The organism is Burkholderia stabilis (assembly GCF_001742165.1).
Lineage (GTDB): Bacteria > Pseudomonadota > Gammaproteobacteria > Burkholderiales > Burkholderiaceae > Burkholderia > Burkholderia stabilis.
Map to the genome: position 1 here is coordinate 2803986 of NZ_CP016442.1, position 13307 is coordinate 2817292.

Annotated in this window: 10 protein-coding genes; 4 read left to right on the forward strand and 6 right to left on the reverse strand. The window is 67.3% G+C overall.

What is annotated here, in order from left to right; all coding sequences use genetic code 11:
* Position 1: 1 nt before the first annotated feature.
* The 3 genes from gatB (at position 2) to BBJ41_RS13060 (ending at position 3258) form a co-directional block, all read left to right on the forward strand.
* The gene (gene gatB, locus BBJ41_RS13050; RefSeq protein WP_069746732.1) at positions 2–1477 is read left to right on the forward strand and encodes an Asp-tRNA(Asn)/Glu-tRNA(Gln) amidotransferase subunit GatB; all 1476 of its coding nucleotides are present in this window, start codon (positions 2–4) and stop codon (positions 1475–1477) included.
* Between the two features lie 118 nt (positions 1478–1595).
* Positions 1596–2435 carry a polyphosphate kinase 2 family protein gene (locus BBJ41_RS13055; RefSeq protein ID WP_069746733.1) on the forward strand — a complete coding sequence of 280 codons (840 nt, stop codon included), beginning with the start codon at positions 1596–1598 and terminating at the stop codon, positions 2433–2435.
* Positions 2436–2484: 49 nt separating this feature from the next.
* Positions 2485–3258 (forward strand): exodeoxyribonuclease III, encoded by a 774-nt coding sequence (locus BBJ41_RS13060; RefSeq protein WP_069746734.1) that lies wholly within the window; start codon positions 2485–2487, stop codon positions 3256–3258.
* Between the two features lie 100 nt (positions 3259–3358).
* On the opposite strand, the gene BBJ41_RS13065 is transcribed toward BBJ41_RS13060, so the two are convergent.
* The gene (locus tag BBJ41_RS13065) at positions 3359–4411 is read right to left on the reverse strand and encodes an NAD(P)-dependent alcohol dehydrogenase (RefSeq protein WP_069746735.1); all 1053 of its coding nucleotides are present in this window, start codon (positions 4409–4411) and stop codon (positions 3359–3361) included.
* 229 nt (positions 4412–4640) lie between these two features.
* On the opposite strand from BBJ41_RS13065, the gene BBJ41_RS13070 reads away from it, so the two are divergent.
* Positions 4641–5615: an AraC family transcriptional regulator gene (locus BBJ41_RS13070; protein WP_069746736.1), complete on the forward strand. Its 975-nt coding sequence runs from the start codon at positions 4641–4643 to the stop codon at positions 5613–5615.
* Here BBJ41_RS13070 and BBJ41_RS13075 read toward each other — a convergent pair.
* The 5 genes from BBJ41_RS13075 to BBJ41_RS13095 all read right to left on the reverse strand — a co-directional run bounded on the left by BBJ41_RS13075 (position 5612) and on the right by BBJ41_RS13095 (position 13165).
* The gene (locus tag BBJ41_RS13075; protein ID WP_069747691.1) at positions 5612–6655 is read right to left on the reverse strand and encodes a M48 family metallopeptidase; all 1044 of its coding nucleotides are present in this window, start codon (positions 6653–6655) and stop codon (positions 5612–5614) included. The genes BBJ41_RS13070 and BBJ41_RS13075 overlap by 4 nt on opposite strands.
* Positions 6645–8066, reverse strand: a complete 1422-nt coding sequence (locus BBJ41_RS13080) for an AmpG family muropeptide MFS transporter (RefSeq protein WP_069746737.1) — start codon at positions 8064–8066, stop codon at positions 6645–6647. Before BBJ41_RS13080 ends, BBJ41_RS13075 begins: the two co-directional genes overlap by 11 nt.
* A 97-nt stretch (positions 8067–8163) precedes the next feature.
* On the reverse strand, positions 8164–8772 hold the full coding sequence (gene metW, locus BBJ41_RS13085) for a methionine biosynthesis protein MetW (protein ID WP_069746738.1): 609 nt from the start codon (positions 8770–8772) through the stop codon (positions 8164–8166).
* Positions 8769–9914, reverse strand: a complete 1146-nt coding sequence (gene metX, locus BBJ41_RS13090; RefSeq protein WP_069746739.1) for a homoserine O-succinyltransferase MetX — start codon at positions 9912–9914, stop codon at positions 8769–8771. Before metX ends, metW begins: the two co-directional genes overlap by 4 nt.
* 275 nt (positions 9915–10189) lie before the next feature.
* Positions 10190–13165 carry an autotransporter family protein gene (locus tag BBJ41_RS13095; RefSeq protein WP_236872030.1) on the reverse strand — a complete coding sequence of 992 codons (2976 nt, stop codon included), beginning with the start codon at positions 13163–13165 and terminating at the stop codon, positions 10190–10192.
* Positions 13166–13307 lie beyond the last annotated feature (142 nt).

The following is a 13307-nucleotide window of genomic DNA, read 5'->3' on the forward strand; positions in this document are numbered from 1 at the left end:
TATGGCTACTCAATGGGAAGTCGTCATCGGTCTCGAGACGCACGCGCAACTGTCGACCGTCTCGAAGATTTTCTCGGGCGCATCGACGCAGTTCGGCGCGGAGCCGAACACGCAGGCGTGCCCGGTCGACCTGGCGCTGCCGGGCGTACTGCCGGTGCTGAACCGCGGCGCGGTCGAGCGCGCGATCCGCTTCGGTCTCGCGATCGGCTCGACCATCGCGCCGCGCAGCATCTTCGCGCGCAAGAATTATTTCTACCCCGATCTGCCGAAGGGCTATCAGATCAGCCAGTACGAGATTCCGGTCGTGCAGGGCGGCCAGATCACGATCCAGGTACCCGCCAACGAAAAGGCCGGCAAGGACGCGTACGAGAAGACGGTCAACCTGACCCGCGCGCACCTCGAGGAAGATGCAGGCAAGTCGCTGCACGAAGACTTCGCGGGGATGACGGGGATCGACCTGAACCGTGCGGGCACGCCGCTGCTCGAGATCGTCACCGAGCCGGAAATGCGCAGCGCGGCCGAGGCCGTGGCCTACGCGAAGGCGCTGCACGGGCTGGTCGTGTGGCTCGGCATCTGCGACGGCAACATGCAGGAAGGCTCGTTCCGCTGTGACGCGAACGTGTCGGTGCGACCGGTCGGCCAGGAGAAGTTCGGCACGCGCGCGGAAATCAAGAACCTGAACTCGTTCCGGTTCCTCGAGGAAGCGATCAACTATGAAGTGCGTCGCCAGATCGAGCTGATCGAGGACGGCGGCGAAGTCGTGCAGGAAACGCGCCTCTACGATCCGGACAAGCGCGAGACGCGTTCGATGCGCAGCAAGGAAGACGCGCACGATTACCGCTACTTCCCCGACCCCGACCTGATGCCGCTCGTGATCGGCCAGGACTGGATCGAGCGCGTGCAGTCCGGGATGCCCGAGCTGCCGGCCGCGATGCAGCAGCGCTTTGCCGAGCAGTACGGCGTGTCCGCGTACGACGCGGGCGTGCTGACGTCGAGCAAGGCGATGGCCGCGTATTTCGAGTCGGTCGTCGCGAAGGCCGGTGCGGCCAACGCGAAGATCGCCGCGAACTGGCTGATGGGCGACGTATCCTCGCAACTGAACCGCGACGGCATCGAGATCGACGCGATTCCGGTCTCGGCCGCGCAGCTCGCGCTGGTGCTGCAGCGCATCGCCGACGGCACGATCTCGAACAAGATCGCGAAGGAAATCTTCTCGACGATCTGGGACGAAAAGGCGGACGACGAAGGCGCGGCCGACCGCATCATCGATGCGAAGGGGCTGAAGCAGATCTCCGACACCGGCGCGCTCGAAGCGATCATCGACGAGGTGCTCGCCGCGAACGCGAAGTCGGTCGAGGAATTCCGCGCGGGCAAGGAAAAGGCGTTCAACGCGCTGATCGGCCAGGCGATGAAGGCGACGAAGGGCAAGGCCAATCCGCAGCAGGTCAACGAACTGTTGAAGAAGAAACTCGGCTGAACATGACCGCGCGCCTGAACCGCGCTTGACGACGGGCCGCCCCGAATGCGTTCGGGGCGGCCCGTTGCGTTTGGCGGGTGCGTTATCGTATGCACCACACAGACCAACGGAGGAACGAATGGCGAAACAACCGTCGCTCGACGATTTCCGCGTGCCGTACTACACGCGCGAGAAGGAAGCCGCCGCATTCAAGCTCGATGCGTTCGACCCGGCCGCGAAGCCGTTCTCGTCCGGTTCGAAGGACGCCGACCGCGAGCGGCTGTCGGCCGTGTCGACCGAGCTCGACACGCAGCAGGAGCGCCTGCACACGCAGCAGAAGAAGCGCGTGCTGCTCGTGCTGCAGGGCATGGACACCAGCGGCAAGGACGGCACCGTGCGCGCGGTGTTCCGCGAGGTCGATCCGCTCGGCCTGCGCGTCGTGCCGTTCAAGGCGCCGACACCGATCGAGGCCGCGCACGACTTTCTGTGGCGCGTGCACGCGCAGGTGCCGGCCGCGGGGGAGCTCGCGATCTTCAACCGCAGCCACTACGAAGACGTGCTCGTGCCGCGTGTGCTCGACACGATCGACGGCAAGGAATGCGAGCGCCGCTACCGGCAGATCCGCGATTTCGAGACGATGCTCGTCGAGAACGGCACGACGATCATCAAGTGCTTCCTGCACATCTCGAAGGACGAGCAGCGCGAGCGGCTGCAGGCGCGCATCGACGATCCGACCAAGCACTGGAAGTTCGACATCTCCGATCTCGACGCGCGCAAGCACTGGGACGCGTACCAGTCTGCCTACCGCGACGCGCTCGTCGCGACGTCGGCCGAGCATGCGCCGTGGTACGTGATCCCGGCGAACTCGAAGACGCACCGCAACGTGATGATCGCCGAGCTGCTGCTGCGCACGATGACCGACATGAAGCTGGAATTCCCGCCGCCGAAGCCCGAACTCGAAGGCGTGAAGATCCGCTAGGCTTCGTCCTGTAAAAAACATCGAACTGAACTGAACAACGGAACCCGACATGATGCGAGTGATTACCGCCAACCTGAACGGCATCCGCTCCGCCGCGAAGAAGGGCTTCTTCGACTGGCTCGGCGAACAGAATGCCGATTGCGTGTGCGTGCAGGAAATCAAGGTATCGGCCGACGACCTGCCGGCCGAATTCGTCGAGCCGCACGGCTTCAAGAGCTATTTCCACCACGCCGAGAAGAAGGGCTACAGCGGCGCGGGCGTGTACAGCCGCCACGAGCCCGATGACGTGATCATCGGCTTCGGCAGCAGCGAATTCGATTCCGAGGGGCGCTACGTCGAGGCGCGCTACGGCAAGCTGTCGGTGGTGTCGGTGTACGTGCCGTCCGGCTCGAGCGGCGAAGAGCGCCAGCAGGCGAAGTACCGCTTCATGGACGAATTCATGCCGCATCTCGCGCAGCTCAAGAAGAAGCGCGAGGTGATCCTGTGCGGCGACGTGAACATCGTCCACAAGGAAATCGACATCAAGAACTGGAAGAGCAACCAGAAGAACTCGGGTTGCCTGCCGGAAGAGCGCGAGTGGCTCACGAAGCTGTTCGACGACGTCGGTTACGTCGACGTGTTCCGCACGCTCGACCCGCGCGCCGAGCAGTACACGTGGTGGAGCAACCGCGGCCAGGCGTATGCGAAGAACGTCGGGTGGCGGATCGATTACCAGATCGCGACGCCGGGCGTGGCCGGCACCGCGAAAAGCACGTCGATCTTCAAGGACATCAAGTTCAGCGATCACGCGCCGCTGACGATCGACTACGACTACAAGAAGTGATGTCCGGGGCTGAGTATCGGGCGCGCTAGCGCCGCCGGATCGCCGAATGCAGAACGGGCCGCATGTCGAACATGCGGCCCGTTTTGTTTCGGCGCGGCGCTTACTGCTTGATCGACGCCATATCCACCACGAACCGGTACTTCACGTCGCTCTTCAGCATCCGTTCGTAGGCCGCGTTGATCTGCTGCATCGGAATCGTTTCGATATCCGACGTGATCCCGTGCTCCGCGCAGAAGTCGAGCATTTCCTGCGTTTCCGCGATCCCGCCGATCAGCGAGCCCGCGAGGCGGCGGCGCTTGAAGATCAGGTTGAACACCTGCGGCGACGGGTGATCGTGCTCCGGTGCGCCGACGAGCGTCATCGTGCCGTCGCGCTTCAGCAGGTGCAGGAACGGGTTCAGGTCGTGCTGCGCGGCGACCGTGTTCAGGATGAAGTCGAAGCTGTTCAGGTGCGCATTCATCTGCGCTTCGTCCTTCGAGATCACGACTTCGTGCGCGCCGACGCGCTTGCCGTCCTCGATCTTCGACGGCGACGTCGTGAACAGCACGACGTGCGCGCCCATCGCGCGCGCCAGCTTCACGCCCATGTGGCCGAGGCCGCCGAGGCCCACGATGCCGACCTTCTTGCCGGGGCCGACGTTCCACTGCCGCAGCGGCGAGTAGGTCGTGATGCCCGCGCACAGCAGCGGTGCGGCGCCGGCCGGGTCGAGCGTCTCGGGCACGCGCAGCACGAACGCCTCGTCGACGACCAACTGCGTCGAATAACCGCCGTACGTGACGTCGCCCGTCACGCGATCCTGGCCGTTGTAGGTGCCGACGAAGCCGTTCTCGCAATATTGCTCGAGGCCGTCCGCGCAGCTCGGGCAGGTGCGGCACGAATCGACGAGGCAGCCGACGCCGACCAGCTCGCCGACCTTGAAGCGCGACACCTGCGGGCCGGTCGCGGTCACGCGGCCGACGATTTCATGGCCCGGCACGACCGGATAGATCGTGTTGCGCCATTCGTTGCGGGCCTGGTGCAGATCCGAGTGACAGACGCCGCAGTAGAGGACGTCGATCTGGACGTCGAGATCGCGCAGCGCGCGACGCTGGAATTCGAACGGGGCGAGCGGCGACTGCGAATCGGTCGCCGCGTAAGCGTAGGTGGTGCTCATGCAGGGGGCTCCTTGTCCGGGAAAAACGTCCGGCGAAACAGACTGTCGTCGCACCCTGTGGTGATGCGGCGAGGCAGGACGTCATCGTAAGGAGTGCGGCGTTGCGGCGAAATACACGAAGGTCTGGAAGATTTGCCTATTCCTCTCGAATTGCACGCGAACGGCCGTCAAAATGCCTTCAAGGTGCTACATTGCGAGCCAGATTCTCTTGCCGGACAGGACCACGCCGATGAGCTTCCAGCCCCTTTTCGCCGACGCGGGCGAGCGCGTGCAGCGCCGCATGATCGAACTGCACACGCGCCTCGCGCCGAACGAGGGCGACACGCTCGCGGCGCTCGACGGCGTGCGCTTCATCCGCGTGAGCCGTCCCGCGCCGCGCATGCCGGTGCTGTACGAGCCGAGCATCATCGTCGTGTGTCAGGGGCGCAAGCTCGGTTATCTCGGCGACCGCTCGTTCGTCTACGACGCGCAGCAATATCTCGTGCTGTCGGTGCCGCTGCCGTTCGAATGTGAGACCTTCGCGAGCATGGACGAGCCGTTTCTCGCGATCTCGATCCGCATCGATCTCGCGGTGATCGCCGAGCTCGCGATCCTGCTCGACGAAACGCTCGGCGCGGCCGTCAGCGAGCCGCACGGCGTCTATTCGACGCCGCTCGACGCGCCGCTGGCCGACGCGGTCGTGCGCTTGCTCGAGGCGCTCGCGTCGCCGCACGACACGCGCGTGCTCGGGCCCGCGATCATGCGCGAGATCGCGTACCGCGTGCTGACAGGCGCGCAGGGCGACGCGATCCGCGCGGCGCTCGTCCAGCAGCATCACTTCGGCCGCATCGCGAAGGCGCTGCGGCGCATCCACCTCGAACTCAAGGCCGACCTCGACGTCGAGACGCTCGCGCGCGAAGCCGGGATGAGCCTTGCGGTATTCCACGCGCAGTTCAAGCACGTGACGGCGACGTCGCCGATGCAGTACGTGAAGGCCGCGCGGCTGCACCAGGCGCGGCTGATGATGGTGCAGGACGGAATCGGCGCCGGCGCGGCCGCCGCGCGCGTCGGTTATGCGAGCGCGTCGCAGTTCAGCCGCGAGTTCAAGCGGCTGTTCGGCCGCAGCCCGGGTGACGAAGTGCGCTGGATGCGCGAGAGCGGCAGCCGGACGATCGGCGGGCGCGCCGCGATCGACCTGTCCGCCGAATCGGACGTCGACGCCTAGCGCCGCACGACCTTGCGCCGTTGCGCGCTGATGCCCGCGTAGTCGGGCAGCGTGTCGACGCGTTTGCCGATCGCCTTCGCGTACAGCGGCATCAGGTCCGGCAGGCGGTTCAACAGATCCTGGCGCCGGGCCGTGCTGTACGGATGCGTATAGATGAAGCCGGTCGTCTTGTTCGCGCGCGTCGCGACCGCGAGCTTGTCCCACAGCGTGATCGCCGCGCGCGGATCGAAGCCCGCGCGGGCGGCGATGTCGCCGCCGATCACGTCGGCTTCGGTCTCGTCGGTCGGGTCGTAGTGGAGCGCTTGCAGCCGCTCGCCGATGTTCAGTGCCTGCGGCAGCGGATCGCCGACGCCGAACAGCGGCGGCAGCGTGGCCGCGCGCAGCGACGTTTGCGAGGTCGCGCTGAAGTTGCTGCGCGCGTGTTCGCGCAGCGCGTGCGCGATGCCGTGCGCGAGCAGCACGCCGAACTCGTCGTCGTTCAGGCGGATGCGGTCGAGCATGCCGCCGTACACGAGCACCTTGCCGCCCGGCAGGCAGGTCAGGCGGATGTCGCGCGAGCGGATCGCGTTGACGTCCCACGTCCAGTTCTTGACGCGGTCGTTCCATTTCACCGAATACGGCGCGAGCTTCGCGACGATCGCGCGCAGGCGCTTCACGCGCGGCTGGCTCGCGGGCAGCAGGCGGTTGCTGTCGGCGGCCGCCTGCACGATCTGCGCGTATTCGTTCGCGGTGAGCTGCTCGAGCAGCTGTGACGGGATCAGCGTGCGGAAGGCGATCTCGTTGCCGTAGCGAACCTGCGGCGGTGCCGGCGTATAGGCCTTCGTCGACGCGGCGGAGCCGGTCGGCTGCGCGGCTTCGGCGGCGGCCGGCGGAACGGCTGCGGCGGGCGCCGAAGGCGCAGCCGGCGCCGCGGCCGGCGCGGAGCCTGCCGTGCTCGCGCCGGTGTCGGTCGCGTGCGCGAGCCCCGCGGCGAGTGCCGCGACGCCGACGCTCAACGAAGCCGCAGCGCGCGCGAGGCGGTGCAGGCGGTTACTGCGCACGGCTGGCCTCGCCATTGCGTGCGGTACCGTTCCACGGCGCGATCTTGAACAGCAGCAGCATGCCGGGAATCGCGAGCGCGGTGCACACGATGAAGTAGTCGAACCAGCCGATCTTCGCGACGATGAAGCCGCTCGCGGCCGACGCGAGCGTGCGCGGCACCGATGCAAGGCTCGTGAACAGCGCGAACTGCGTGGCCGTATAACGCGGGTCGGTCGTGCTCGCGATGTACGCGACGAACGCGGCCATCGTCAGGCCGGTCGTGAAGGTTTCGACACCGTAGACGAGCGCGAGCGCGACCGTCATCGGGCTGAATTGCGGCGTGACGGCAATGCCGAACACCGACAGCGCCGACGCGATCGCGTGGCTCGTCGATACGGTGAAGTCGTAGAGCACCGCGAGGGCCGGCGAGCCGGGGCCGAGCTGCGCGAGCCACGCGAAGCCGAGCGTCGACACCATCTGCAGCGCGCCGAAGATCCACAGCCCGCGGCCGATACCGATCTTCACGAGCCACACGCCGCCGATGATGCCGCCGGCGACGCTCGCGACGAGCGCGGTGGTTTTCGCGACGATGCCGATCTCGGTGCGCGAGAAGCCGATGTCGAGGAAGAACGACGTCGACAGCGTGGTGGCCATCGTGTCGCCGATCTTGAACAGGAAGATGAATGCGATGACGAGCAGCGCGCCGGCCCAGCCGTCACGCTGGATGAATTCGCGGAACGGCAGCACGATCGCGTCGCGCAGGTTGCGCGGCGGCGCGCCGATCACTTCGGGTTCGCGCACGACGAGCGTCATCAGGATGCCCGGCAGCATGAACGCGCCGGTGAGCGCGAACACGACGTCCCACGGCAGGTGGTCGGACAGGATCAGCGCGAGCGAGCCGGGGATCAGCGCGGCGAGCTTGTACGCATTCACGTGAATCGCGTTGCCGAGGCCCTGCTCGGTATCGCGCAGCAGTTCGCGGCGATACGCGTCGATCACGATGTCGGAGCTTGCGCCGAAGAACGCGACGAGCGTCGTGAGCGCGGCGACCGTCCAGATGGAATCGCGCGGCGACACGAAGCCGAGCGCGGCGATCGCGCCCGCGACCAGCACCTGCGTGAGCAGCATCCAGCCGCGCCGGCGGCCCGGCCGCCAGCCGGGCAGGCGCGGGAGGTAGCGGTCCATCAGCGGCGCCCACAGGAACTTCCACGTGTACGGGAACTGGATCAGCGCGAACAGGCCGATTTCCTTCAGGTTCACGCCCTCGGAGCGCAGCCATGCCTGCACGAGATAGACGAGCGTGAAGAGGGGCAGACCCGACGTGAAGCCGAGGAACACGCAGATCAGCATGTGCGTGTTCAGATAGGCTCGCCAGCCGGGGTGATCCTCGTGAGCGGTGAGTGCGGGCGCCTCGTGTGGCGTTTTCGACATGGACAGAAACTGGGTAGCGTTGACTGATGGCGGCGGCAGCGCGCGGCGGGAGGGGGCAGCGCGGGCCGGGCCCGGCGTTCGTCAACGGCCCCCCGGCTCAGCTGCGCTTGACGCGGTAGACAGCAAGACTACCACGCCAGTTCGCTCCCCATCGAATCGGCTGGCCCTCGTGCAGCACGACGCGGTCGAGGATCGTGACGCCGACTTCGGGCGCGAGCGCCTCGAAATCCTTGATCGTCAGCACCCGCACGTTCGGCGTGTTGTGCCACTGGTACGGCAGCGATTTCGACACGGGCATCCGGCCGTGCAGCACCGACAGCCGGTGCGACCAGTAGCCGAAGTTCGGGAACGACACGATGCACTCGCGGCCGACGCGCGCCGTTTCGCGCAGGATCGCGGCCGTCTGGTGGATCGTCTGCAGCGTTTGCGACAGGATCGCGATGTCGAAGCTGTGATCCTCGAACAGGCGCAGGCCGTCCTCGAGATTCTGCTGGATCACGTTGATGCCGTTCTTCGTGCTCGCGAGCACGCCCGCGTCATTCAGCTCGATGCCGTAGCCGGTGACGTCCAGCTCCTCCATCAGCAGCGCGAGCAGCGAGCCGTCGCCGCAGCCGAGGTCGAGCACGGTCGAGCGCGGCTCGACCCAGCGCGCGATCGTGCGGAAGTCCGCGCGCGCGGACAGGGAATTCAGCGCTTGCTGGTTCATGCACCCACCTCGTTGGCGATTCGTTCGTAATACGCGCGGATCAGGTTGTGATAGCGCGCGTCGTCGAGCAGGAACGCGTCGTGGCCGTGCGGCGCGTCGATTTCCGCGTAGCTGACCGTGCGTTTGTTGTCGAGCAGCGCCTTCACGATCTCGCGCGAACGCGCGGGCGCGAAACGCCAGTCGGTCGAGAAACTCGCGATCAGGTATTTCGCCTGCGTTTGCGCGAGCGCGGCCGTCAGGTTGCCGTCGAACGCCTTGGCCGGGTCGAAGTAGTCGAGCGCGCGTGTGATCAGCAGGTAGGTATTCGCGTCGAAGTAGTCGGCGAACTTGTCGCCCTGGTAGCGCAGGTACGACTCGACTTCGAACTCGACGTCGAAGCTGAAGTTGTACGCATCGAGCGCGCCGTCGGCGCGGCGCAGCGCGCGGCCGAATTTCTCGGCCATGTCGTCGTCGGACAGATACGTGATGTGGCCGATCATCCGCGCGACACGCAGGCCGCGCTTCGGCTTCACGCCGTGCGCGTAGTAGTCGCCGCCGTGGAAGTCGGGGTCGGACAGGATCGCCGAGCGCGCGACCTCGTTGAACGCGATGTTCTGCGCGGACAGCTTCGGCGTCGACGCGATGTCGATGCAGTGCGCGACGCGCTCCGGATACATCAGGCTCCACGCGAGCGCCTGCATTCCGCCGAGGCTGCCGCCCATCACGGCGGCGAAGCGCTCGATGCCGAACGCGTCGGCGACGCGCGCCTGCGCGTGCACCCAGTCCTCGACGGTGACGACCGGATAGCGCGCGCCGTACGGCTTGCCGGTCGACGGATCGGTGCTCATCGGGCCGGTCGAGCCGAAACACGAGCCGAGGTTGTTCACGCCGATCACGAAGAAGCGGTTGGTGTCGAGCGGCTTGCCGGGCCCGACCATGTTGTCCCACCAGCCGGTGCTGCGCGGATCGTCCGCGTAGACGCCGGCGACGTGATGCGACGCATTGAGCGCGTGGCAGACGAGCACCGCGTTCGAGCGCGCGGCGTTGAGTTCGCCGTACGTCTCGACGACGAGCTGATAGTTGCCGATCACACTGCCGCTTTGCAAGCGCAGCGGTTCGGCGAAGTGCATGGTCTGTGGAGCGACGATGCCGATCGATTCCATTCGTTCCGCCTTATGACTGGGCAGCTAAATGGTGTCGGCGATGCGCGGAGTCGGAGATGCGCGGCTGACGACCTCTTTAGCCGCATTTGTAGTGAACCGCCGGGACGAAGCCCCGGCCGGTTCGCGCGCCCGCAATCGAGTCAGCAAATCGGCGCGTTTCCGACATGCCGCCAAGGGTGGCGGCAGTCGGGAAAGTATAGCGGAATTCCGCAGGGCACGGATTTCACGGCGGATTCGACGGCCGGGCAGCTTCGGCCCGCCGCCGCGCCGCCACGTTACCAGCGGTATTTCGCGGCGAGCTGCCCGCTGACCACCGAGTAGTCGGAGAAATTGCCTTCCACGCCGACGCTGGCCGACACCGCGAACCGCCGGGACATTTCGCCGGTCGCGCCGACCCGGAGCGCCGCACGATCGCGCGGGACGCTGAACGAGAAGGCGTTGCGGTCGAGCGTCAGCGACCGCGAGCCGGGCCCGTGCCACCAGTTCGCTTCGATGAACGGCCGAAGCGCGCGCCCGTGGGCCATCGCCGTCACGCCGTGCACGCGCACGCCGACGCGGGTCAGCACATCGGTCGAGCCCTGTGCGTCGAGGCGCCCGCCCGGTGCGTCGTGCGCGGCCGCGCGGTAGTCCGACACGATGAGTTGCGCCTCGGGCTCGACGAAGAAGCGCGTGTCGCCGCTGCTGAGGAGCGGGAACGAATGGCCGGCCTCGAGCGAGCCCGTGACGGTGCGCGACCGATACGAATCGCCGGCGAGACTGCCGCCGACATGGTTCGCGTACGCGCCGAACATCACCCACGCATCGACGTACGGGCCGGACAGGCTGTCGCGATTGCCGTACCACGTGCCGTACAGGCCCGCGTTGTAGCCCGCGACGCTGCCGCGCGCGGTGGCGTTCGCGATGCGTTGCTCGGCCGCATTCCATAGCGGGCGCGTCGACCAGCTCGTGCGGCTGCCATACATACCCATCGCGCCGATGCGGAAGTGGCCACCGCGGCCGTCGTCGAACCGGAGCAGGTCCGCGCCCGCGTGGATCAGGCGGCCGGTGCCCGATACGCTGCGCGTACCGCCCGACTGCGACGTGAACTGGCCCTCGGCGCGCATCCAGACCGCGCCGTCGAGCGGGCCTGCTGCGGCGTCTTCGGTGCGCAGCGTCCGGTCTTCACGTTGATGCAGCGAGTGGATCGCCATCGTCGCGGCCGCATCGGCGTTGGCGAGATACGCATCGGGTTCGGGGGCGACCGCGCGCGGCGGCGGCCCGATTTCCGGCTTGGTTTCCGGCTTGACTGACGGATCGGGATCGCCCGGGCCGGGCTGGACCGGTGGTACCGGCGGTTCGGGTTGCGCGGCGGACACGAGATACCAGTCGTCCGCCTGACCGCCTTGCCCGCCGCGCGCGAGCATGTAGTCGTAGCCGCCCGCAGACAGTGTGCCGAAGCCCTGGCGGTAGCCGTCGGATGCGGCATCGAGTGCAAATGCCGCGGCGTCCGTCGTGCCGCCGTTGCGGGTTTCGACGAGCGGGATGCCGATCGTCGTCTGTGCGCCCTCGCCGCCGGTGCGTTTCACGATGATCCCCGTATTGCCGGACGCGTGGCCGCCGTCGATCACGAGGCGGTCGGCGGGCGACGCATCGTCGCCGAGCACCGCGTGCATCACCAGCTTGCCGTTGTTTGCCGCGTAGTCGCCCTGCACGGCGAGCGTGCGCGGCACGCCGGCATTCGGCTCGGCGAACGCGATCGTCGAGCCGTTCAGTGCGACGGAGCCGACGGTCGAATCGGCGGTGACGGTCCAGCGGCTGTTCGTGTCGAGCGACAGCGCGCGCACGGCATGCGTGGCGCCGGCCCACGTCGACGCGCCGGACAGTGCGACGTCGGTCACGGCAGGCGTCGCGCTGCCGTCGTCGGCCGGGCGGTTCACGATGTCGCCTTGGGCGTGCGCGCCGGATTCGAGCGTCAGGCGTACCGGAGCGCCTGACTGCGCGCGTACCGACAGCAGCGTGCCGTTGCCACCGGCGGCGCGCGCGCCGTTTCGCAGCGCGATGACGGCATCGCCGGCTTCGATGGCGCTGTATCGCTCGCTCAGGAGCACGCCGTGGTCGACGTTCAGCGTACCGCCGAGGACGCGCGCGGCATGCGCGCCGTCGCCGGTTGCGTGCGCGCGGGTGCGCAGCACGTCGATCGTGCCGCCGGCGCCGGCATGGAGTGCGTCGGCGTCCTTGCCATGCGTTTCGACGGCCAGATCGGTGAGCGCGGCCACCGAATCCGTGCCGGTGGAGACGACGCCGAGCGAACGTTCGCCGTGCGTGGCGACGCCGCCTCCGGTCATCGCGATCCTGCCGCCGAGCCGGGCAATTGCGCCGATTGCGCGCTCACCGGTCGTCGTCACCTGCGTGTCGATCGCGTTCACGGATGGCGTGCCGGTGTATTCCTTCGATGCGTACAGGCCGTGCGAGCTGTGCCCGTTGGTCAGTACCTGCGTGCGCGCGAGTTCGACATGGCCTTCGCGCGTGTCCACGCCGAGCGCGGCGTAACCGTCGGTTTGCAGGCGCGAATCGTCGAATGTCGCGGTGGAGGCGCCCGGCATGAACAGGATCGACGCATGGTCGCCCGTCGTGCGGATCGCGGCGCGTTCGACGCGCGCGTGCAGGCCGTCATCGCCCATGTAGACGCCATTGGCGAAATCGCCTCCCGTGAGGATCTGCGTATCGGCCAGGTTGACGACGGCGCCGCCCGGCGAATGGTGCAGGGCGATGCCATGCGCCTCGCGCCCGCGCGTCACGATCAGGCTGTCGACGATGTCGGCGTGGCTGCCGGCGCCCTCGACAAAGACGCCGTGTGCGCTGTCATGATCGGTGTCGATGGTGACCTGGTCGGCGCTTACGCTGCCGCCGGAGCGGGCGTCGATGCCGGTGGCGAAAATGCCGCGGGTGCGGATTTCGGTGTTGCGCAGTTCGATGTGCGAGCCGCTGCCTGTGGCGGCGGCGCCGCTCGAACCGTGCCCGAACGAGAAGAGGCGCGTCTTGCCGGTGGCGATCAGGCTGCCGCCGTTGAGCGCGGAGAATACCGGGCGGTTGTCGCCGGACGTCGAATAGTCGCCGGGGGCGACCTCCAAAACCACGCCATCGGCCTGCCGCCCGCCTTCCGTGCGGACCTCGGCTGCCGACGGCCAGGGCGCCACCGCGCCGGCGAATGCCACGGAGTACGCGAGTTGCCGGCAGTGGCGCGCCCGGAACATCAGGAATGTGTACTTCACCCAATCACCTCGATTTGCTTGATTGGGTGAAAAAATAGCCTGCACTGACTAAATGCGATATTGGATAAGTTCGAATTTCATGCGCGTTGCGGCGAATGCCGTCCGATACGCAGCCGTCGGCCGTGCCGGCGCGGCGCGCGGA

What these genes read in the sequence shown, in the direction of transcription:
- gatB (WP_069746732.1), top strand. Translation starts at nt 2, where the DNA reads ATGGCTACTCAATGGGAAGTCGTCATCGGTCTCGAGACGCACGCGCAA.
- BBJ41_RS13055 (WP_069746733.1), top strand. Translation starts at nt 1,596, where the DNA reads ATGGCGAAACAACCGTCGCTCGACGATTTCCGCGTGCCGTACTACACG.
- BBJ41_RS13060 (WP_069746734.1), top strand. Translation starts at nt 2,485, where the DNA reads ATGATGCGAGTGATTACCGCCAACCTGAACGGCATCCGCTCCGCCGCG.
- BBJ41_RS13065 (WP_069746735.1), bottom strand. Translation starts at nt 4,411, where the DNA reads ATGAGCACCACCTACGCTTACGCGGCGACCGATTCGCAGTCGCCGCTC.
- BBJ41_RS13070 (WP_069746736.1), top strand. Translation starts at nt 4,641, where the DNA reads ATGAGCTTCCAGCCCCTTTTCGCCGACGCGGGCGAGCGCGTGCAGCGC.
- BBJ41_RS13080 (WP_069746737.1), bottom strand. Translation starts at nt 8,066, where the DNA reads ATGTCGAAAACGCCACACGAGGCGCCCGCACTCACCGCTCACGAGGAT.
- metW (WP_069746738.1), bottom strand. Translation starts at nt 8,772, where the DNA reads ATGAACCAGCAAGCGCTGAATTCCCTGTCCGCGCGCGCGGACTTCCGC.
- metX (WP_069746739.1), bottom strand. Translation starts at nt 9,914, where the DNA reads ATGGAATCGATCGGCATCGTCGCTCCACAGACCATGCACTTCGCCGAA.